The sequence below is a fragment of the Hyphomonas sp. UBA3195 genome, from assembly GCF_002366485.1.
Taxonomy (GTDB): domain Bacteria; phylum Pseudomonadota; class Alphaproteobacteria; order Caulobacterales; family Hyphomonadaceae; genus Hyphomonas.
This window is the reverse complement of sequence record NZ_DEXB01000050.1, coordinates 12,704-33,543: the sequence shown is the minus strand read 5'-3', so window position 1 is coordinate 33,543 and position 20,840 is coordinate 12,704. Positions and strand designations below refer to the sequence as shown.

General features: G+C 59.4%; 16 protein-coding genes. 9 read left to right on the top strand and 7 right to left on the bottom strand.

Annotation, left to right across the window (positions count from 1 at the left end; all coding sequences use genetic code 11):
- Window positions 1-149: 149 nt before the first annotated feature.
- From B2344_RS15050 to B2344_RS15025, 6 genes are all read left to right on the top strand, one after another.
- Window positions 150-1,295, top strand: coding sequence for an OmpA family protein (locus B2344_RS15050; RefSeq protein ID WP_290478948.1), 1,146 nt, complete (start codon window positions 150-152; stop codon window positions 1,293-1,295).
- A gap of 30 nt (window positions 1,296-1,325) precedes the next feature.
- Window positions 1,326-3,083 carry a hypothetical protein gene (locus B2344_RS15045; RefSeq protein WP_290485518.1) on the top strand — a complete coding sequence of 586 codons (1,758 nt, stop codon included), beginning with the start codon at window positions 1,326-1,328 and terminating at the stop codon, window positions 3,081-3,083.
- A gap of 115 nt (window positions 3,084-3,198) precedes the next feature.
- Window positions 3,199-4,929, top strand: a complete 1,731-nt coding sequence (locus B2344_RS15040) for an SUMF1/EgtB/PvdO family nonheme iron enzyme (protein ID WP_290482945.1) — start codon at window positions 3,199-3,201, stop codon at window positions 4,927-4,929.
- A gap of 3 nt (window positions 4,930-4,932) precedes the next feature.
- Window positions 4,933-5,340, top strand: coding sequence for a hypothetical protein (locus tag B2344_RS15035; RefSeq protein WP_290482944.1), 408 nt, complete (start codon window positions 4,933-4,935; stop codon window positions 5,338-5,340).
- On the top strand, window positions 5,337-6,713 hold the full coding sequence (locus B2344_RS15030; protein ID WP_290482943.1) for a hypothetical protein: 1,377 nt from the start codon (window positions 5,337-5,339) through the stop codon (window positions 6,711-6,713). The genes B2344_RS15035 and B2344_RS15030 overlap by 4 nt, the downstream gene beginning before the upstream one ends.
- Window positions 6,714-6,792: 79 nt before the next feature.
- Window positions 6,793-6,999, top strand: a complete 207-nt coding sequence (locus B2344_RS15025) for a DUF3126 family protein (protein WP_206992712.1) — start codon at window positions 6,793-6,795, stop codon at window positions 6,997-6,999.
- Window positions 7,000-7,020: 21 nt separating this feature from the next.
- Here B2344_RS15025 and B2344_RS15020 read toward each other — a convergent pair whose 3' ends face one another.
- The 4 genes from B2344_RS15020 to xseA form a co-directional block, all read right to left on the bottom strand.
- Window positions 7,021-7,464, bottom strand: a complete 444-nt coding sequence (locus tag B2344_RS15020) for a hypothetical protein (protein WP_290482942.1) — start codon at window positions 7,462-7,464, stop codon at window positions 7,021-7,023.
- 308 nt (window positions 7,465-7,772) lie between these two features.
- Window positions 7,773-8,819 carry a glycerophosphodiester phosphodiesterase family protein gene (locus B2344_RS15015; RefSeq protein WP_290482941.1) on the bottom strand — a complete coding sequence of 349 codons (1,047 nt, stop codon included), beginning with the start codon at window positions 8,817-8,819 and terminating at the stop codon, window positions 7,773-7,775.
- Between the two features lie 61 nt (window positions 8,820-8,880).
- A complete protein-coding gene (locus tag B2344_RS15010) occupies window positions 8,881-11,322 on the bottom strand; it encodes a TonB-dependent receptor (RefSeq protein ID WP_290482940.1) in 2,442 nt (813 codons plus the stop codon).
- 329 nt (window positions 11,323-11,651) lie between these two features.
- On the bottom strand, window positions 11,652-13,049 hold the full coding sequence (gene xseA, locus B2344_RS15005; protein ID WP_290478944.1) for an exodeoxyribonuclease VII large subunit: 1,398 nt from the start codon (window positions 13,047-13,049) through the stop codon (window positions 11,652-11,654).
- 123 nt (window positions 13,050-13,172) lie between these two features.
- Here xseA and B2344_RS15000 point away from each other — a divergent pair, with 123 nt between their 5' ends.
- Window positions 13,173-14,180 carry a sensor histidine kinase gene (locus tag B2344_RS15000; RefSeq protein WP_290485517.1) on the top strand — a complete coding sequence of 336 codons (1,008 nt, stop codon included), beginning with the start codon at window positions 13,173-13,175 and terminating at the stop codon, window positions 14,178-14,180.
- A 6-nt stretch (window positions 14,181-14,186) separates the two neighbouring features.
- On the opposite strand, the gene B2344_RS14995 is transcribed toward B2344_RS15000, so the two are convergent.
- The 3 genes from B2344_RS14995 to B2344_RS14985 all read right to left on the bottom strand — a co-directional run bounded on the left by B2344_RS14995 (window position 14,187) and on the right by B2344_RS14985 (window position 18,598).
- On the bottom strand, window positions 14,187-16,043 hold the full coding sequence (locus tag B2344_RS14995; RefSeq protein ID WP_290485516.1) for a PAS domain S-box protein: 1,857 nt from the start codon (window positions 16,041-16,043) through the stop codon (window positions 14,187-14,189).
- 225 nt (window positions 16,044-16,268) lie between these two features.
- The gene (locus B2344_RS14990; RefSeq protein ID WP_290485515.1) at window positions 16,269-17,687 is read right to left on the bottom strand and encodes a TadE/TadG family type IV pilus assembly protein; all 1,419 of its coding nucleotides are present in this window, start codon (window positions 17,685-17,687) and stop codon (window positions 16,269-16,271) included.
- Between the two features lie 203 nt (window positions 17,688-17,890).
- A complete protein-coding gene (locus B2344_RS14985; RefSeq protein WP_290482305.1) occupies window positions 17,891-18,598 on the bottom strand; it encodes a hypothetical protein in 708 nt (235 codons plus the stop codon).
- Between the two features lie 260 nt (window positions 18,599-18,858).
- Between B2344_RS14985 and B2344_RS14980 the strand changes: the two genes are divergently transcribed.
- Both B2344_RS14980 and purD read left to right on the top strand, forming a co-directional pair.
- On the top strand, window positions 18,859-19,479 hold the full coding sequence (locus tag B2344_RS14980; protein WP_290482306.1) for a fatty acid desaturase CarF family protein: 621 nt from the start codon (window positions 18,859-18,861) through the stop codon (window positions 19,477-19,479).
- 58 nt (window positions 19,480-19,537) lie between these two features.
- Window positions 19,538-20,827 carry a phosphoribosylamine--glycine ligase gene (gene purD / locus B2344_RS14975; RefSeq protein WP_206992722.1) on the top strand — a complete coding sequence of 430 codons (1,290 nt, stop codon included), beginning with the start codon at window positions 19,538-19,540 and terminating at the stop codon, window positions 20,825-20,827.
- The last annotated feature ends 13 nt before the right edge of the window (window positions 20,828-20,840 follow it).

Genomic DNA, 20,840 nt, shown 5'->3' with positions numbered 1-20,840 from the left:
ATTGTAGCAAGTTTTGGCAGCTTTATTGTCTCTACCAGCGTTTCATTTCGGGATCGGAATGTTGTTGCACGCCTCTGTTTCAGATAATGTTTAGCGCAATGCCCGGTATCGGGTGGGGCGTTGATTGCATGTGAATCGAGGGCGGCAGTTTGAGTGAGAACACCAGCACCGAAGGCCGGCTTCTGCGCACGCGCAAGGTGCGTCGGGCACAGAGCGACCGGCTGCCATTTGTCCCGTATGGTGGCGCGCCAATCATCGCGTTGGGCTTGCTCATGGCGTTTGCACTCTGGCCATTTGCGTTTGGTGTCATTCAGCTTTCAACCGAACGCGCTGCTGCTCAGGCACTTGCTGATATTGATGCGGCCTGGGCCCGGCCGCGTGTGTCCGGCCAGTGGGTGACATTGGAAGGCCGCCCGCCAAGTCGGCAGGCCGCCGAAGGAGCCCTCGCCGCGGTGCGCGAGGCGCGTGCTTCGACCCTGCTCGGAATGGCAAGGCCCGTCACACGCGTGCGCGACGGATTCGACTGGGCTGGTTTGGGCGAGACGGCCTCCGCCAGCAGCATCAACTGGTCGTTCCGGGTCGCGAATGGAGTGCTGACGCTGGACGGCGACATGCCAAACAATACGGTTCGGGAGCAGGTAGTCGCGGCGGCCCGTACGGAAATCGATCCGCCGCGCATCGTGTCCGTGCAGGACAGCTTGTCTATCACCAATGACCCGTCACCCGACGGCTTCCTCGAAATTGCCCTGCGCGGCGTGGACACGGTTTCGCGTTGCGATCGCGGTGTGTCGGGCTTCAACACAAACCGCTTCTCGCTCAGCTGTGAACTGCCTGCTGCGGATGCGGCGACGGTCCGCGACATTGCGCTGGCGCCCGTCCCCATGGGCGAAGTCGGGGCGGTCGATATCATTTCACGTGAGGCCGTGGATTCCTGCGAGTCCTCGCTGTCCGACTTGCTGGGTGATGCGCGGATCGAGTTCCAATCCTCCAGCGCAGTCATCGGAGCCGGAAGCGCCAGTCTGCTGGATGATGTGGCGGAAGCCGTTCGAGCATGTCCCGGTTCGCTCCGCATTGCGGGCTACACGGACAGCACGGGTCTGCCTGAAACCAACCGCCAGTTGAGCCAGGCGCGTGCCGAGGCAGTCCGCAACGCGCTGATCGCGCGGGGAGTACCGCAGAACCGGCTGGTCGCGACCGGCTATGGCGATGCCAGCCCCGTCGCGCCGAACACGACCGCTCAGGGTCGCGCCCTGAACCGCCGAATAGAGATACGGGTGATCCGTGTTTCCGAATGATTTCCTCCTGATACGTCGAAAGTAAACATCATGTGGTTTCTTCTCATCCAGATCTTGCTGCTCATGTTGTTCGCCGCATTGGCGGGCGCAATGCTGGCCTATTGGTGGATGCGCAATCGCTATGAGGATGTCACCGAGAGCTATGAAGAGCTGATGGAGACCAGCGCGCTTTCGGAAATGCGGTCAGGTGTGACCCGCGATGATCTGCTCGCGCATTTTGCGGCTATCGAGGAGCGCCTTTCAAGTTTGCCCGCGCCTGTCACGCGAGATGAGTTCCACGCCAATATTCACAGTCTTGGTGACCGTCTGACGGCTTTGCCCATCCCTGACGTATCTCCGATCAATTCCCGCCTTGAATCTATTGAGACCCGGCTCACCGCTAGCGGGTCCAGCTTTGACCCCGTCATTTCGCGGCTGGCGGATCTCGACATGGCTGTGGGGCAGTTGAAGAACACTGACCTCGAAAGCCTGGAGGCGCGCCTGTCGAGGATCGAGGACAATGTGAACGTTCTGGTCAATTCAGAGCCACAGGAAATGCCGGCATTTCCTGAAGTGCCGGAAGTTGATCTGGGACCGATCCATAGCGGTCTTGCCCGGCTTGAACTGGCACTCGAAAATCTCGACGTGCCGATGACGGATCTTGAGCCGATTCGCAGTGATTTTGGCCAGATGGAAGCGCGCCTCGCCGAATTTGCGGAAGGGCTGGATGCCCAGCGCAAGGCAGACAATGAAAGCATGACCATCCGTCTGCAGACCTTGTCGTCGTCGCTCGCGTCGCTGCGCGTGCCGGATGTCGACAGCCTGCGTGACCGGTTGGCCCGTCTTGAAACCGCCATTGGTGAGCTGTCCCAGACCGAAATTGACCTGGGTCCGGTTACTGAAACGCTTCGCCAGATCGAGCGTGACATGAAGAGCGCACCTGACCATGTGCGGATCACCCATAACAAACTTGCCGATCTTGAGGGGGGCACCGCAGCGCTGCATTCGAAACTGGCGGCGCTCGAAGCCCATGTGTCGGTGATGGACCGTACGCCCGTAGACCTGACGCCAATCCAAGCGCGTCTCGCCAACTTCGAATCGTCGATGGCAGCGCTCCGCATCGACATGCAGTCGCTTCCCGATGTTGCGCCGCTGGAACGTCGTCTCGCTGCGCTTCAGGAATCTGTCCTCAACTTGCAGGATCCTGACCTGTCCAGCGTCACCAATTCGCTGCGCAAGATGGAGGCCCGCTTGAACATGGGCGCCGTCGAGGATCGGTTGACCTCCATCGAATATGGCATGGCCGCGATGCACCATATGGTGCGCACCCTGCAGGAAACGGCCTATTCCCGCACCGAAATCGACTATAGCCAGCGCGTGCCGCTGTCTCAGGCGCATTTCACGCCAAAAGCCGAAACGCCTCCGGCTGCGCCACCACCGCCTCCTCCACCCCCTCCTCCTCCGGCTGCAGCCGAAACCGTCCGCACAGTTGAGGTTCGCCGAGGCGTCGATCCCATCGCGGCGGCCCGTCGGCCGGATGACAAGGCGAACTTGCTGGTCAGCGCCGCTTTCGGTCAGGATGACGATCTTGAGCGCATCAACGGGATTGGCCCGATGCTGGCCGAATTGCTCAATGAAATCGGCGTGTTCTATTTCTGGCAGATTGCCGAATGGGGCCCGGACGAGATCAAGTGGGTCGATGACAAGCTCGAGCATTTCAAGGGCCGTATCCAGCGCGATGACTGGGTCGGACAGGCAAGATTGCTGGCGGTACAGCCGGAAGCTGCCCAACGTCCCGGCAAGGCCTGATCCGGCTTTTGGCAAATCGGTCCAGCTGACCCCTTTTCTCAAACCGGGAATTGGGGTTAGTTAACACTGCGCGCTCGGGGGACGATGTAGCGACCAGCGGAAGGGGACGCCCGCAATGCTTCGGACCGTACTGACAGCTTTCCTATGCCTGATACTGGGCCCATTTGCCTTGGCCGAAAGCGGCGATCCCCCTCGATACGCCCTGATCATAGGGAATTCAGGCTACCAGCAGACCGGCTGGCAGCTCGCCAATCCGTCAAGAGACGCCCGGCTCATGGCGGACACGCTCGGCAAGGTCGGCTTTTCTGTCGATCTGGTGCTGGATGGCAGTGAAGAAGAAATGGAGCAGGCCTTTGCCAGTCATGGCGCGCGGCTCAAAGCTGGCGGACCGGCCTCCGTCGGCCTGATCTATTATGCCGGGCATGGCGTGCAGTCGCAGGGGCTGAACTATCTCGTCCCGGTGGACGCCAATGCCCGTTCAGAGCAGGACATATGGCGTCAGGCCCCGCGTCTCGGCGATGCGTTGCGCTACGTCGAACACGCCGGCAATGCGGTGAATTTTGTCATTCTCGATGCCTGTCGCGACAATCCGTTGCCCAGCGCAACGCGCAGCGCTGCCGGCGGACTGGCCGAGGTGAAGCCTGCGCGCGGCCTGCTCATTTCCTATTCCACGGCGCCCGGCTATGTCGCCTATGATGGCGAGGGCGGAAATTCGACCTTTGCCCTGGCGCTGGCCGAGACGATTGGTCAGCAGAATCTGATCGCTGAACAGGTTTTCAAACGCGTTGCGGATCGCGTGAACCAGTCCACCAACGGCCTGCAGACTCCTTTCTACAATTCCGGCCTTACAGGCGCTGATTTCTGCTTTGCTGGATGTGATGGCGGCGCAGCGCCCGAGCCGGCGCCGATCAGCAACTCGCCCCGCCTGCCACCGCATGGCGCGCGCAACTCGTCCGCGCGTAGCGCAGGCGGTGCCACGGCAGAGACAGGCGGCGGCGCTTCAACGCCCGCCTTCACGGAAGTTTCCAGCCTGCTTCGCGCAGCGGCTTTCAATGCGGCCACACTGGGCGGGGACATTTCCGAACGCAAGTTCCGGGACTGCCCCGATTGTCCGGAAATGGTGGCCATTCCGGGTGGCGAATTCCTGATGGGCTCACCTGACGGAGAGAAAGAGCGCAAGGATAATGAAGGCCCACAATGGCGCGCCACGATTGAACCCTTTGCGGCTTCCGCAACCGAGATCACCTGGGGGCAGATCAATACGTGCATCGCGGCCGGAGGGTGCGTTGGCAATGAAGCGAGCGACGAAACACGCAGCGATCAGTGGCAGCAACCAGCAATCCCGGTGATCAATATCACCTGGGTTGAGGCGATGGCCTATATCGACTGGCTGAACACTCGCGTGGAGGGCGAGCCTTATCGCCTGTTGAGCGAGGCCGAGTGGGAATATGCGGCGCGGGCGGGCACAACCACGCCTTTCCATACCGGCGAGACGCTCAGCGACTCACAAGCAAATTTCAACGCATCACGGGTCTATAATGGCAGCCCCAAAGGCACATGGCCACGCCGTCCGATGCCTGCGGGCTATTATCCCCCGAATGCTTTCGGCCTGCACGAGATGCATGGCAATGTCGCCGAATGGATCGCCGATTGCAGCGTGCGGTCTTATCTGGGGCGGTTCGGCACGGCGACCATTTATGACGAACCGGGATGCCGCACCCGAGCGGTACGGGGTGGCAGTTGGGAGAAGGTGCCCTCCTATGTGCGCTCGGCGTTTCGTGACGGGTTTCCGGACACTGGGCGCGATGACGGGATCGGCTTCCGAGTGGCGAGGGACGGGGACTAGCGGATGAAAACGATCAGCCCCCTGATCAGCCACCACCGGGCTGAATTGAAGGCAGAGGCGCGGCTCAACCGCTATCTCTTGCTCGGGGCGATCTTCATTGCACTCGTATCTTTCAGTGTCTTCATCTCCACTCTGCTCGGGCATTATCCCCTGCCATTCGGTGAGGATTTGTTTGCGGAGAATCCGGAACGCATGATTGGCGCGTCCAATTTTTTCGTGGCGACCGCCATTGGCGCGGCGCTGCGCATGTGGCGCAAACGGCAGATGCGGATCAAACTCCTGATCGCCGAGGCGTTCATTCGGGAGGATGATGCGGACACCGGCCTTCGTCTGCTGTTGGAGCCCGTATTCGGACCAACTGTCTGGGACGGAGCCGACACGCCCATTCTCGCTCACAGGAGCCCGGCATGAGCCCGCAATCAGATATCGGCAAGACCCCGGTTACGTCACTGGACCTGCTTCGTGAGTTGCAAGGCGAGCAGAAAGCCTTTCGCTTCCTGATCCGGGCACTGGCGGTTCTGCTGGTGACGGCGGCGGCGATCGCGGTCGGCAGCGTGATCTATTTCTATGTGGCGCTACAGGGGCTGAAATCCGAATATGCCTATCAAGCGCGCCTCAACGAGATAAACCTGCGCATTGTGGCAGGGGAAGCCAGCCGCCAGCGGGAATCGACGCAGGCGCAGCTGGTGGCCATCCGCGAAGAGAATGAGTCTGCCCGTCGTCAGGGCGAGCTTTCCCGCGAACTCCAACAGGCCGGATCTGCCCGCCAGATTGCGGCTTACAAGGACCGCGCCATCTCTATCGCGCGCAGCCATGTGCTTGGGAAGACGATGAATGATGTGACGTCCCAAGTGGTCAGCATGGTGCTGCGCGCCGATGATGGGGAAGTTCGCCTGCTGAAGGATGAAGAGCACCTGCTGCTGCAAGCTGCATTGAACGACTGGGGCGGTGAGGTTGAGTCGAGCGATGTTCGCGCAGCCTTTCAGCAACTCATGGATGCCGAGCAATTGTCCGATCAGGCGATCGGAGCGGCGGGGCTCGCCATGCTGGAATACCGCGATGCCAATGATGCGTCCCTTGTCTGGAATGGTGGCTGCTCCACCGTCGTGGACTATGTGAACCAGGCGAGTGCCCGTGATCTGGATGAGCCGATGCTGCTTCTCTGGAAAGGCCAGTGCCTGCGCAAGCGTGGGGATGCGTTGCTGGCCTATCGGGCCTTCAGCGAGGCGGCGCATTTGATCCTGGCCGATCCTGAAGACATCACGCTGGAACAGGAACAGATGGCGCATCACGGCGTCGGGACAACTCTGGTGGCCCTTGCTGCCCAGCGCCAGCTGCCGGAAGGGCGCCTCTATGAAGAAGCCCTGCAGGAAGCCTTGTCGGAACTTCGCATCGCCGCGCGTATCCGGGCCGAGCGGGGCGCGACACAAGTTGGCGTTGCCTATACTGAAGAGAATATCGGTTTCATTCACATTCTGGATGAGGATTGGCCTGCGGCGCTGGACCATACCAAGCGGATCGACGACATCCTTCCGCTCGCCTGGAATTTGACGGTTCGCCATATTGCTGCGCGCGAGAATGGTATCGCCCTGCGTCAGGCCGGTGCGAGCCGGGAAGCTTTGGAAAATATGGAAATGATCCAGGATGAGACCGCGATGGTGCTGTCCCTGATGGAGTGCAACCAGATCGACAAGCCGGAACTTCAGCGCTTGCTTCCGAGCCGGTTCGAGACTGTGCTGGAAAGCCTTTCGGCCCATTGCGCGCTGGAAGCAGAGCGCAGCTGATTTACAGGCATGGCGGTTGCAACCGTATCGAAAACCTCTACGTTGCGCCGCGAACCAAAAGACCTGAAGGAGCCCGATTATGGAGCGCGAAGAAACGCTGCGCCTTGAAGCCTATCTCAAGGAAAAACTGCATCCGGGCCTGCGCCTGGTCGCCCGCGACAAGACCGATGATTCCGTCGAATGCTATCTCGGCGCCGAATTTCTGGCCGTTGTTTACAAGGATGTGGACGAGGGCGAGACCTCTTACCAGTTCCAGATGACGGTGCTGGAAGAAGACATCAAATAAATGCCCCTGACGGCACCCGCGCTATGCGGGTGCGTTTGGGAATGGCAAATCCTTGAGGTCCGGCTCGATCCATTCGCGCCGGGCCTTTTTGTTGAACAACGTATCCTTTCGCCAGTATTCCAGCAGCCAGTCGGGCTTTCCATAGGGACCGGCCAGAAGGCGCGACAGGATTTCATGCAGGGGCATGCCGTCGGGCGCGCTTGTCAGGGCATGGGCCGCCACGCGCAGTGAGGCGATGGTAATGGTCTCGTGATAGCCTTCACAGTCGGTGTTCTGGCCGCCGACAGATTCGTTGAAGGCGCGGATCATTCCCGGCATGTCACGGAAAGCGGCGTGTTCATCCTCGGACAGCAGGCAGAGCGCGCCGGCCCAATGGGCGGCGTGGGTCCATCTTTCCTTGGGCAGCGTGCAAGCGCGGAACGCCTTGGTCAGCGCCTTGATATGGGCATCGGTTTCAAAACTCATGGTCCAGTTCCTTCAAAGTTTGGCGGGACCCAAACGAAAGCCCCGCCGGGTGGCGGGGCTTGTCGGTCGATCACCCTGTAACGATAGGTCGTCAGCAGGGCATTCGCCAGGCACAAGCATGCGCCAGCTTGGAAAGCTGAATCTGCTGTTGGAAGCGTGTCGCGGTCTTGTGCATGCGGACGGGATACCGAATCTTGCGGAATCTGGCAAGTGCGTACTTATCCGTAGGCGGAGGCTGACGACCCTTCTGGATCGCCAGCCCCGTCAGGGAGTAGGCCCGGCTTCTGCCGTGCTTGTTTCTTCAGCGACTACTCAGCCTCGTCGCGAACATTGATTGCCGTCTCGGGATAGTCAGTCCAGATGCCGTCAACACCCGCCTCGATCAGGACTTTCAGTTCCTGTTCCGCAGAGTCGAAGCCTTCAGCGGGCTCATCGTCGCGGACGGTGTAGACGTGCACGATTTTCCCGAGTTCATGGGCACGGGCGACATAATCGGTCGTGCCGCCCTCCGGCGTGAGAATCATCGCCTTGTGAGCGCCGACGCCCATTGTGGGGATATCTTCCAGCTTCATGTCGAGGCCCAGCAGTGCGGCATAGGGCGGGCCGACAAGGTTCTGGATCAAAGGCAGGTCACTCTTGGCAGCGACTTGGGCGAGGAAGGTCGGCTCGAAGCATTGTATGAAGATCGGAATGCCTGCTTCGACCAGGCCGCGTTCCCTGATCGTGTTGAGGATTGGGTCGACCATGTCGAGCCCGGCAGCGGAGAAGTTCGCGGGCCATTTGGCTTCGATGTGCAGGCCGACCGGGCGGCCTGCTTCAGCATTTTCGAGAACCAGATCAATGATTTCGTCAAAGGTCGCGATGTCATACTGGCCGTCATGCTCATGCGAGCGGCCTTCGACGCGCTGGATGGCTTTCAGCGTTTTCAGTTCTGCCAGTGTGAAATCATCCGACCACCAGTCATCAAGATCCCCCATCGGAGTCTTGCGAACGGTTTTGCGATCGGCAAATTCCGCATGTTCGGAGACATTTGTCGTGTCAGACAGATACCCATCATGATTGGCAACAAGCACGCCGTCCTTTGTCATCACCAGGTCCGGCTCTATGAAGTCAGCTCCCTGATCAATGGCCGTTTGATAGGCTTTCAGCGTGTGTTCGGGATACAGGCCGCTGGCCCCGCGATGCGCAATAATGATTGGCGGCGTGCCGTCGAGCGTCTTGTAAGCAGCGGACGCTTCAGTCTCGGCGGCGCCATTTGTGTCTGTCTCCGCCGGAGATTCGGCAGGCGCTACCGTATCTGCCGCCTGGTTGCAGGCGGCCAGAAACAGGCTGGCAAGGATCAGGTATTTTCTCATGGAATGATTCCTGTGTGGGAAATCCGGGGCGAACACGGGTCCGCCCCGGTGGGTCAATCGCCTAGAACTTGATGTAGGCGCCAGCTTTCAACATTTGCGGCTTGCCACGGATGATCGTGTGCAGGCCGAACGCACCGCCGGTATTGCCAACGTCGATCAGGTATTCCTCATCGAAGATGTTCTCGCCGAGAACATAGACGCCCCATGCGTCATCTGCGCTGTCAAAACCGAGACGGAGATTGGCGACGCCATAGGCGTCCTGCTCTTCTTCCACAAAGGTTCCGTCCGGATAGGATTCACGCACACGAGCAAAGCCGCCCGCGCCGTCCGCCGCATAGTCGTAGCCATTGTCATCTTCGAAATAGTGATGATCTTTCCAGACATAGCTCGGTACGATCGAGAAGTCGCCGCGCTCGCCAGCCGGGATGGTGATGTCGGCTGCGAGGGAGAAGCTGTGCTCCGGGCTGATGCGGAAGCTGTTGCCGGCAAACTGCAGCGGGTTTCCATTGTCATCTTCGTCGTCATATTCCGAATGCGTGTAGGCATAGGTGCCGAGCAGGCGGATATTGTCGGTGATCAGGGCCTGACCATCGAATTCGAGGCCATACTGGGTGGCATTGCCCGAATTCTCGGTGATGAAGATACCCTGGATAGGGTCGAAGCGTGTGGTCTGGAAGTCCTTGTACTCACCATAATAGACCGAGCTGGTCATCTGGAAGCGGTTGTCCCAGAAACGACCAAAGAAGCCAGCCTCGATATTGTCCAGCGTTTCCGCGTCGATGACATTATAGTCCGCGCCAGAGGCTGACAGCACTTCCGGGCGGCGGCCACGACCATAGGCAACCCAGGCGTTCACGTTTTCAGAGACACGGTAGGCCGCGTTCAGGCGCCAGGTGAAAGCGCCATCCGTATCAGCGGACCCGAAGGCTTCGTTATTCAACGTCGCTGCGCTGAGCAGCATGCTCGGGCCCATCGTCACGCCGTTCAGGCCACCAAGATATGGGTTGGACTTCAGGATCGCTGCGCGCGTGCTGGCCGACAATTCCTCTTGCGTGTAGCGAAGACCACCGGTGACTTCGAGCCGGTCGGTCAATTGATAGGTCACGTCGCCGAAGAGATCATATGTGTCACGTCCATAGGTCGCGACCTGTTGCTCGAGGTGTTCGTCATAGAGCGGAACAATGCTGCCCCCCAGCAGGAAGGCGAGCATGGAATACTGAAGCGGCGTATCAAAGCTGCCGAGGTTTTCACCGCCGCGCAGGCCAAGAAAGGCCAGCTGCGCACCCAGTTGCTCGACAGACGCGCCGGGGGCCACAGCGGCAGCGAGAGACGGCGCAAACAGGGACTGCGCATAGGCTTCGTCGGTTGAGAAGATCAATTCGTCCTTGCCGCTGACCGTAAAGTAATTGCCTCCGAAGAAGGCGGACAGTTTGCCACCATCATCATAGTTCAGGCGCAGTTCCTGGCTGAACGTATTCGCTTGGCGCCCCTGGTAGAATTGCAGAAGATTGAAGGCGGCGCCGTCGGAATCCCAGGCTTCGTTCGAGAACAGGTTGCGATAGTCAGTGAGCGAGGTCAGCGACCAGGCATCATTGAGATCGTATTCCACATTGGCGGTGACATAAAACAGCTCGCGGTCATTGCCGAGCTTGCCGCGGACCTGATCGTCATTGACGTTCATGGCGGTGGCGCCGAACGGGTCGACTTTCCCGTTCACTTCAAAGAAGCCGGAGGTGAACTGCGTGCCGGTGGAGTCGTCATCCTGATAGTTGACGAACAGGTCGGCGCGGAGCTTTTCGGTCGGCTCCCAGTGCAATGCGGAGCGCAAGGCCAGCGTGTCCTGACCCATCAGGTCGGGTGAGTTGGCTGTGTTCGGCACATAGCCGTCCATATTCTTGACCTGTCCAGCTACGCGCAGTGCCAGTGTGTCGCTGAGCACATAGTTGTAGTGACCTTCCGCGCGCACCGAGCTGTAATCGCCACCTTCGAGGCTGACCTTGCCGGAATTTCCGTCAAGAGAGGCGCGGTTCTGGATGAAGTTCACACCGCCGACCAGGGCGCCCTGGCCGAACAGGGTCGCTTGTGGGCCTTTGACGATTTCGACCCGTTCCATGTCATAAATGGCAAGGTTGGTGGCGAACGACACATTACCGATGGCAACACCGTTCTGGAACATGGCAACGCGAGGCGTGCCGCCATCTGAGACGACGCCGCGCAGGGAATAGCTCGGCGCGTTGAGGCTCTGGGCCTGAACCTGCAAGCCCGGAACAAAGTTTCCGAGATCTTCGAAGTCGTCTGCGGCCAGCAGGTCGATCAAGTCCTGGTCGGCGACCGAGACGTTAATTGGCACATCAATCAAGGATTGCTGCTGCTTTTGTGTGGTGACGGTGACGACCTGTAGGTGGCGAGTCTGTTCGGCTCCCGATTCCTGTGCGTGAGCGGACAATTGCCCGGAAAGGCTGAGCGCGGCCACGGCCGTCGCGGAAAGGTATGCATGTTTCATGATTGAACCCATTGTGAAGGCGCCCCGTGCGCTGTCGCGCGCTGGGTACTCAGCAGGGTGAATGGGCTCAAATGAAAGTTTTGCTACAGCAAATACTGCAGAACAGGCGTTCGCGCGGAGCGCGATAAATTCAACGAGATTGTCACGAAAACTTCTGGAAAGTTAGATTGTTGATACGTGCAAGAGGTATACGGATGAACAATTTCCAACTATGGCGCAGGCGATCAAGTGAAGCCATTTTGTCACACCGTGCACGTTTGCTTAACAATCTGGCAGCGCAGTGAGGGAATCACCGCGGAAGTTGTGAGGAGGCATTCAGCGCCGGAAAGCTAGAACAGGGAGCCTTGATCGCCCTTGGGCTTCGCTTTGGCAGGCTTTGCGGCCGTTGGGGGGCTGGATCCATCCGGGTGAGCGATTACGTCACCATCGCCAAAGCTGATCTTGAAGGCGTCGCTCGCCGCAGCAGAACTGGCCGAACGGATCAGGTTTCCGTTCGTGTCGCGCACAATAGTGTAACCGCGCTTCAGTGTAGACTGGTACGACAGGGTCTCAAGCAACTTTCCCTGAGAGGCGAGGGCGGTGCGTCGGGTTTCGATCAACCGGGCCAGTGCCGGGCGGGCGCGAACAGCTGTGTCGCGCAGGCGCTGTTTCGACGCGCGTATGTCCGATTTCAGGCTGGCCGGACTAATCGCGAGCCGAGACAGCCGAAGGCGGGCCGTCTGGACGAGGGCGAGCGCGGCCTTGGGCAAGCTGGCGCTGGCATAGTCCAGGCGTTGGCGTTTGGGTTGAAGCAAGGCTTCTGGTCGGGGTAGGCGGGCCGCAGCCAGCTTGTCCCTGGCCTGCCCGGTGCGGCGGGCCAGGGCGCGCTTGAGGCGTTCACCCTGTTCGCCGGTTGTCAGCAGCAGCTCGGAGCGAACCGGTACCGCGATTTCTGCCGCGCCGGTCGGAGTGGGCGCGCGTGCATCAGATACATAGTCGATCAGGGTCGTGTCGGTCTCGTGACCGACGGCAGAGATCAGCGGGATCTCACTGTTGAAGGCCGCGCGGACGACATTTTCCTCGTTGAACGGCCAGAGGTCCTCGATCGAGCCCCCGCCGCGCGCAACGATCAGCACGTCGGGTCGGTCGGCGCCAGTCATGGCGTTGAAGCCCTGGATACCTGCCGTGATCTGGCCTGCGGCGTTGTCGCCCTGAACCAGCGCCGGCCAGACGATGACGCGAACCGGGAAGCGGTCCCCGATGCGGTGCAGAATATCCCGGATGACTGCGCCGGTCGGGCTGGTGACCACGCCGATTGTGCGAGGCAGATAGGGCAAAGGCTTCTTGTGTTCCGGGGCAAACAGGCCTTCGGCAGCGAATTTCTTCTTCCGCTCCTCCAGCAGCGCCATGAGCGCCCCCGCGCCAGCCGGGCGCATGGAGGCGGCGATCATCTGGTAATTTGAGCGCCCCTCATAAATGGAGAGTCGGCCAGTAGCGATGACTTCAAGTCCTTCTTCGGGCTTGAAGGGCAGGCGGCTCACTTGGCCTTTCCACATTACAGTGTTCAGGACTGCCCGTTCATCCTTCAGGTCACAATACATGTGGCCGGAACGCGCAATTGTGACCCGGCCGAGCTCACCGCGCACGACGACATGATCGTAATTGGTCTCCACAGTCCGTTTCAGGCTTGCGGCGAGATCAGATACGGACAGGGCGACATCATTGGAGGGGGGCGATTCAGAAGGCATTCCGACAGTCATAAACCTCGCAGCGGCAAGGGCAAGTGCGCTGACATTGGCCCTATTTGGTCATTCAAGGTTAACGGAAGTGCGCGAGGGTGCAGACCTTCTACGCAGTCCAGTGAGGATGTCATGGATCAGGATTCCCAGACGCAGGAAATCACCGGAGATTTGAGTTTCCGTGAGGTCGCTGACAGGTGGACGGTTCCGTTGATGGTGCTCGATCGGGACCTGTGCTTTGTGTATGCGAACAAGGCATATTTGACTGCGACCAATACGGAATGGGCAAGTATTCGGCAGAAATACATCTTTGAGATTTTCCCGGATGTCGAAGAACGTCAAGATCCCGTTGAGGCGAAGTTTCGTCGGGTGTTTGAGGGCGTGCAGACCCGTTTGGAAGCACAGCCCTACGACCTGAAACAGCCGGATGGCACGGTTCAAACCAGAATGTGGCAGGCCGTTCAGGACCCCTACCGGAATGATGATGGTGTCGTGACCCACATGATCCAGCGGGCCGAGGATATTACCGCCCAAATGGAGTTGCAGCGCCAGAATGACTTCATGCAAAATGAACTGGCTCATCGGATCCGGAACATGTTTTCGGTCATCATGGCGACCTCCCGTATTTCAGGAGAGAGCGCTGAAAGCGTCGACACATTTGTCGATGACTTCAATGAGCGGCTTGTCTCCATGAGCCGGGTCTATTCCAACCTCACCCGAAATGACTGGACGGGTCTCAGCCTGCGCAAGATCATGATCGAGGAACTCGACGGGATGCTGGGCCGGGGCAGCGAGCGCTACACGCTGAAAGGCAACGATACGATCCTGTCGGTGAAAGGCAGCAAGGACGCGGCACTGATCGTGCACGAACTGGCGGCGAATGCGCGAAAGTTCGGTTGCTTCAGCACGCCGACCGGGCATCTGACCGTAGAGTGGACCCTGAAGGGCGATACGTTGTATGTTACGTGGACCGAAACCGGCGTCCCCGGCATTCAGCCCCCGAAACGGGTGGGCTTCGGAACGCGGTTGTTCGATATGTTTCCAAAGTTGGTTTCAACTCGCACGATCACGGAGGATGGCCTTCAGATAACCGTTGAAGCGCCTCTGCTGAAAACGGAATTTGATTCTTTCGTGGTGTGATTTTTCTTAACTGACCACGTGGTCAGGCTCGCGCAGGATTGTCGACAGTTTCGACAACAGCTTGCTCGTCACAATTGGTTTTGACAGGAAAGGTGACTGACTGAATTCTTCAGTTATCGATTCTTGTGTGTTGCCAGACACGGTCACAAAAGGAATTTCGCTTGTGAGCAGGCGACTTGCCAGGGGCGCTGAGGTTTCGCCTGCAAGGTTGATGTCCAGAACGGCGCAATCGCACACTTGCTCGTCCAGGAGTTTCATCGCCTCGTAAACAGATCCCACCGGACCGACCACGCAGAAACCGGCATCTTCCAGGGCGGCTGCCATGTCGATGGCGATGATTGCTTCATCTTCGACGACGAGTACGCGTCGTCCGGCAGTGGATGATTGAGCCGTCGCAGGCGAACGGGGAGAACGGGACAGGTCTACAGACGAGTCTTTCACTTCTGCAACGAAGTCGGCTTCGAAAACGCGGTCATCAACGCTGATGAGGTGCCAGTGCAAGCCTTCAGGGGCAAAGTCTAGCTTGACTGGATATCCAAAGGCGATGCGCGTCATCCGCTCGATGACCGTTGAGCCGAAGCCGCGCCGGTCGGGGGCAATGACGGGTGGGCCGCCGCTTTCCGTCCAGCTGATTTCAAATCGGTTCGTACCTTCTTCCTGACGGATGTTCCAACGAATATCGACTTGGCCGGTATCATTGGACAAGGCGCCATACTTGCCAGCATTGGTGGCAAGCTCGTGGAGAGCCATGCCGAGCGACTGCGCCGCTGCGGAAGTCAGGCGAACATGAGGGCCTTCCAGCTTGATCCGGGTGCCGATGAAGTCTTCCAGGTGCGCAAGCTGGGAATTCATGATGTCTTCGACCCGCGCGCCGCGCCAGCCGGAACTGACCAGCAAGTCCTGACTGGAGGCCAGCGAGCGCATACGCTCAGCAAAGCGATCCATGAAATTGTCGCCGCTGGCCATGGTCTGGCGCGCAATCGCCTGAACAAGGGTCAACATGTTCTTGGCGCGGTGGTTTACCTCGCCCAGAAGAAGCTGGATCTGCTCCTCGCGTTGTTTCTGTTCGGTCACGTCAGTATTGGTGCCGAACCACATCTCGATCTGGCCATCCTTGTCGTGGATGGGCAGCGCGCGAGACAGGAACCAGCGGAATTTTCCATTCTTGCCGCGCAGGGGAAATGTGTCTTCCCAGACTTGTCCGGTCTTCAGCGAATTCAAGAAATGTTCGGTGGCGCGCGCTTCATGTTCGGGATGGTGCACGGAGCGCCAGCCATGTCCGCGAGTCGTTTCTTCGTCGGCCCCGGTATATTCATACCAGCGCTTGTTGTACCAGAAGATTTGACCTTCAGGGTCCGACATCCAAGCCAGCTGAGGGATGTTGTCTGCGAGCGCCTTGAACTGGGCTTCGCTCTGGCGGAGGCGTTCTTGATTTTCGTGCTCGCGAGAGATGTCACGCACGATTTTCGAGGCGCCAACAATCGTGCCGCTTTTATCATGAACGGGAGAGACCGTGACCATGATGGGGATTGCGGTGCCGTCCTTGTGAAGACGGATTGTCTCGAAATCCGCCACGGTGCGGCCGGCCTGGATCGTAGCGAGGATTTCATCCTCTTCACTCTGGCGATCTTCCGGGATCAATACGCGGATCGACTGGCCTATGATCTCCTGAGGTGGGTAACCGAACACGCGCTCGGCGGCAGGGTTCCAGCTGGCAATGATACCGTCCAGGTTTTTTGAAATGATCGCATCGGATGACGATGTGATGATGGCGCTAAGCCAAGAGCTCTCCGCTGCTGACAAGGCAGGGGCAGGGGCAGGCGCAACCGGAGAGGGAGCGCTAGACAGACGATCCCGCTTCATGACGGGGCTCCCGAAAAAAATGTCCAACGCACAATGCGCTGTTATCAACATCTTTTTTACTGTGAATCAGAGGCATTTGTCCATAACCCAGATCAGGCGGTCGAGCCGCCCCCCCAGGAAGGGTGTGCCCTTGTGATCCTCGGGTCATTACATTGTAATGTAAGCAAAAAAATCTGGATGAAGAAACTGGCAGCGATGCGCCCGCACCGCTGCCAGAGTGAGAGATCAATACCGGATGCGCAGGTCCGAAATGGACTGGGCGATCTTGGTATAGGCTTCGGTCAGTTCCTCGGAGCTTTCCGGGGTAAACGCGAAGTCGTCGCCCGACGCGCAATAATTGAGGATGGCCTGACCCGAAGGCGGGGCCTGGAAGGCGACGGTGTAGACTTTGATGCCCTGATCCTTGATGGCGTCACACATCGTTTCAGCCTGATCGAAGGAGTCACCGTTGGACGTGTCGTATTCCTGGTTGAACTCACCATCGGTCATGATGATCATGGCCTTGGCCGAATCCGGCTCATCATAGGGATATGGGTCAGAGCCGGCGGGCCAGACGACATCCCAATCCGGTGCAATCAGATACCAGCCCCAGGCGATGCCGAGGTGACCCGCCGTACCGCCGCTGGCGTTAAGGCCATCAATATAATCGAACAGCTTGTCGCGATTGCTGGTCATGGGCAGTGGACCGATCGGGTTGCAGGATTCTGTGTACCAGCTGACATCGCCTCTCCAGTTGACGCTGCCATACGCTTCGGCGGCTTCGATCCACTGGAATGGACCTGGGTCTTCGTCGGTGAATTGCTCGTCACCCACACGTTCCTTGACGCAAGTATTGTTGATCGTCTTGGTTTCGGTGACTGTACGGGTGGCGTAGTTAGGCACCCACTCGTCGTCACAGGTCCAATACCATCTTCCTCTTTTCTTTTTCCATTTGCAGACTTCTTCCCAGTCGCCGCCAGACTCGTAGGTTTCATCGTACGAGAAGGTGTATGTGCGAATTGGCAATTGTCCGGTTGCCTTGAAGAAATAGTCCTCGCCTGCGTCCACCATGGAGGAATAGGAGGCCATTCCGATACGGACTTCGCCGGTCGTACCGTCATCGTCTGCGGGCACGAGTACATTGATCGCCGTGTCGGCCGCGCTTTTCAGAGCGGACATCTTGGTGCCGCCCATCGACCCGGAGATGTCGAACACGAAAGCGATGTCGACTTTACCGATACCGTAGGTCGAAGCGGAGGTGACGGAGAAGTTCAATTCCTTCGTGCCGGTCATCTGCATGATCGATGTCGGCTGCGCACAGCGCACCTTCACCGAAAGATCCTGAGACTCGGCGGCAATAGACGCAACGGGTTCGGCACAATCGGTGCCTTTGCCCTGGGCCTTCATTGCCGATTTGAAATAGTTCTCGATATACGTCTTGATTTCGGTGTCGTTCTTGCCTTCCTGCATTTCGCGGGCACCCGCGATAACCGCGCTGTCCAGGATGAACTGGACGCGGTTTTTTGCGGTGTTGACCTGTTGCAGGTCAATCGCAAAGCCCATGAGAAGGAAGAGCGGAATGGTCATCAGCGCGAAAATGATCGCGATGTTGCCCTGTGTTTCGTCCTTGAACCGGCGAATTGTTTCGACGGTCCTCTTGATCAAATTCGTGTTCGTCATCATTACCCACCCCGGTTTTGGCCGCACCTGGCCCAAAGGTTCTGGTTTGCACATTGCCAGAACTGGATAACTTCTCGGTAAAATCAGGGGTCAGGATTTCTCCGCTGACGGAAAGGTTTGCTTAACCACGACCAGCGCCGCGAATGCCTTGTGGCACCGCGCGGGAAAGCTCATGTTTTCAGCAAATTTCACGACGTGTCCGGCGACAGGAAATCCCAAGTGGCCGCGTGCAATTGGCAGGCGCTATCCTGTTGTAAATGCCTCAGTTTTCGCGTCTTGAAGACGGGCGGCACAGCACGCTTCAGCACCGGGCCTGCTGACACCATTATCTGGCGCATTCTGGCGACGTAGTCGGCCGCGTGATCCAGCGCGTGGTTAACAGCCAGCAAGCGTCGCACGAGCTTTCCGGCCGGTAAAATGTCAGTTGGGCTTGCAGGATAATCCCGCAAGTCTACGGGCGTCTCTTCGTCAAGGAACCGGATGCGGGGACCGGTACGAAACCGGGCTCTTGGCGGTGTGGCAGGGGTAGCTTTCGTCGCTTCGATGAGGCGGAAGCGGGGAATGGCGCGACGGGTGGAAGGGCGTGCCGGTTCAGAGACATGAGCGGTGCCGGCGCGGGAGGTGGGCTTTGCGGTATCCGGCTCTACCCGAGCCGTCTCGGTGGGGGGCGGCAGGGGGCCGAGCTCAAGCGCCGCAAGGCAGAACAGGCGTCTCAGGATGGCTTCGAGGAAGCTTACGCGCCCGGCCAGTTCCTCAAGTTCTGCGCGCGGCAGGAAGGGTTTGGCGGGCACCGGCCAGAGTCCCAGCCGCTTCTGGGCCACTGACGCGAGATAATCGGCGGCATCCCACCAGAAACGGGTGAGGCTGTGAACGGCGAGGGGAAATGGCGATTTCATGCCTTTAGCGTCGCCTCTTCGGCAGTACGACGAAGTGGGTCGGCCGATAGAGCGATCTCGAATATCTATATCATTGAAAAGATGCCGAAATTTGGAAGCCGTCCAGCTTTGTGACGGGGATAGGGGCGTGCCGCTCCTCTGCTTGCCCCGAGGGAATTCATCGTTTCCCGCTTGAAAGGCGGGCCATTTCTTGCGAGAGAAGTGAGTGATCACAAACTTGGAGCGCTGTTTTGTATTTTCCTGATATATTGAACACAGTGATGTCGCTTGCGCCGTGGGAGGGGCTGGCCGGATGGCTGATAGTGATTGCATGGACAGCCGCACAGTTCGTCGCGGGCTGGCTGGTCGCCGATCTTGGCAGCGGCGTGATCCATTGGGCGCAGGATCGGTACGGCTCACCGCGTTGGCCATTGGTGGGGCCGATTGTTCGCGACACGATCCGGCACCATCGCAAGCCACGGGGCTTCCTCTCCAAAGGCGTCTTGGCGCGCAGCGGGCGCATGTTTGGCTTTGCTGTGGCGGTTGGAACTGCTGCCCTGCTGATCGGCGCGCCAATTGCGTTCACGGCGGCACTCGCACTTGGCATATTCGTTTCGAATGAAGTGCACGCGGCCGCCCATGCGCGCCCGAGCGAGTTGCCGGGCTGGGTACGCCGCCTGCAGCGCGCCGGCGTGATTCAGTCACCCTTGCACCATGCCGCGCACCATCGGGCGTTGAAGAATGTGAATTTCTGTACGTTGACGGATTGGACCAATCCGGTTTTGGAGCGGGTCCGGTTCTGGCGTCGCCTGGAGGCGCTGATCCGCTTGAGCCGCGGCATCCGCACACGCCGCGACCCCGTAGTGCGCCGTCAGCAGCGGCGCAGATGGCGGTCCGCCTGAGCGCTGGCCGCCGCTGAGGGCTTGATTCCCGCCGCCAACCTGCGCATTGAGCGCAGTCATGAACATACTTCTGATCGGATCTGGCGGGCGTGAACATGCCCTGGCGTGGAAAATGGCGCAGTCGCCATTGGTGGACATGGTGCACTCGACTCCGGGCAATCCCGGCATGGATGAGGAAGGCCCGTGTTTTGACGTGGCCGTCACCGACATTCAGAAACTGGTACAGCTGACCCTGCAGGTTGAGCCGGACCTGATCGTGATCGGGCCGGAAGCGCCGCTGGCCGAGGGCCTGTCGGACATTTTGCGGGCGCGCGGCTTTGACGTGTTCGGGCCGAGCCAGCAGGCGGCGCAGCTGGAAAGCTCGAAAGCCTTCTCCAAGGCGCGCATGGTTCAGTATGGCGTGCCGACCGCGGCCTATGGCGAGTTCACCGATCCGGTGCTGGCGAAATCCTATCTGCGGACGCTGGAAGCGCCCTATGTGCTGAAGGCCGATGGCCTCGCCGCCGGCAAGGGCGTCGTGATTGCCGAGACGCTGGACCAGGCCGATGCCGAGATCGACGAGATGCTGTCGGGCAAGTTCGGCGATGCCTCCGCCACGCTGGTGATCGAGGAATTCATGCATGGCGAGGAAGCCAGCATTTTCGTCATCACCGACGGCACGGGGGCGATCTATCTGCCCGCCGCACAGGACCACAAGCGCGCGGGCGATGGCGATACCGGGCCGAATACAGGCGGCATGGGCGCCTATGCGCCGGCGCCGGTCGTAACGGATGAGATTCTTGCCCGCGTGAAGGCCGAGATCGTCCAGCCCATGCTGAAAGGCATGAAGGCGGACGGCATGCCGTATCAGGGTGTGCTCTATGTCGGCATCATGGTGACAACGGACGGGCCGAAAGTGGTTGAGTTCAATGCGCGCTTCGGTGACCCCGAATGCCAGGTTCTGATGAAGGGCCTCGCGGGCGATATCGTGCCGGCGATCCTTGGTGCGGCGACGGGCGGCCTTGAGGGCAATGAAGAAGCGTTTGAGGCGCTGCTGGAGCTGGACCGGTTCGAACCGACGGCGACGATTGTTCTGGCCACGGAAGGTTATCCGGGGAGCTACGCCAAGGGCTCTGTCATTCGCGGCGTGAAGTCTGCCAATGACTTGCCCGGCGTGACCGTGTTCCAGGCGGGCACGGACATGGACGAGGGCGGCGCACTGGTGGCCAATGGCGGGCGGGTGCTGGCCGTGACGGCGAGCGGTGACGATTTGCAGGAAGCTGTCACACGGGCCTATGCTGGCGTCGATGCTATTGACTGGCCGGAAGGCTTCTGCCGCCGGGACATTGGCTGGCGCGCCCTGAAGTAGGAGATTGGAGCCC

Excerpts from the sequence above, each read along its gene's own strand:
- B2344_RS15045 (WP_290485518.1), top strand. The coding sequence starts at position 1,326 with ATGTGGTTTCTTCTCATCCAGATCTTGCTGCTCATGTTGTTCGCCGCA.
- B2344_RS15040 (WP_290482945.1), top strand. The coding sequence starts at position 3,199 with ATGCTTCGGACCGTACTGACAGCTTTCCTATGCCTGATACTGGGCCCA.
- B2344_RS15035 (WP_290482944.1), top strand. The coding sequence starts at position 4,933 with ATGAAAACGATCAGCCCCCTGATCAGCCACCACCGGGCTGAATTGAAG.
- B2344_RS15030 (WP_290482943.1), top strand. The coding sequence starts at position 5,337 with ATGAGCCCGCAATCAGATATCGGCAAGACCCCGGTTACGTCACTGGAC.
- B2344_RS15025 (WP_206992712.1), top strand. The coding sequence starts at position 6,793 with ATGGAGCGCGAAGAAACGCTGCGCCTTGAAGCCTATCTCAAGGAAAAA.
- B2344_RS15020 (WP_290482942.1), bottom strand. The coding sequence starts at position 7,464 with ATGAGTTTTGAAACCGATGCCCATATCAAGGCGCTGACCAAGGCGTTC.
- B2344_RS15015 (WP_290482941.1), bottom strand. The coding sequence starts at position 8,819 with ATGAGAAAATACCTGATCCTTGCCAGCCTGTTTCTGGCCGCCTGCAAC.
- B2344_RS15010 (WP_290482940.1), bottom strand. The coding sequence starts at position 11,322 with ATGAAACATGCATACCTTTCCGCGACGGCCGTGGCCGCGCTCAGCCTT.
- xseA (WP_290478944.1), bottom strand. The coding sequence starts at position 13,049 with ATGCCTTCTGAATCGCCCCCCTCCAATGATGTCGCCCTGTCCGTATCT.
- B2344_RS15000 (WP_290485517.1), top strand. The coding sequence starts at position 13,173 with ATGGATCAGGATTCCCAGACGCAGGAAATCACCGGAGATTTGAGTTTC.
- B2344_RS14995 (WP_290485516.1), bottom strand. The coding sequence starts at position 16,043 with ATGAAGCGGGATCGTCTGTCTAGCGCTCCCTCTCCGGTTGCGCCTGCC.
- B2344_RS14985 (WP_290482305.1), bottom strand. The coding sequence starts at position 18,598 with ATGAAATCGCCATTTCCCCTCGCCGTTCACAGCCTCACCCGTTTCTGG.
- B2344_RS14980 (WP_290482306.1), top strand. The coding sequence starts at position 18,859 with ATGTCGCTTGCGCCGTGGGAGGGGCTGGCCGGATGGCTGATAGTGATT.
- purD (WP_206992722.1), top strand. The coding sequence starts at position 19,538 with ATGAACATACTTCTGATCGGATCTGGCGGGCGTGAACATGCCCTGGCG.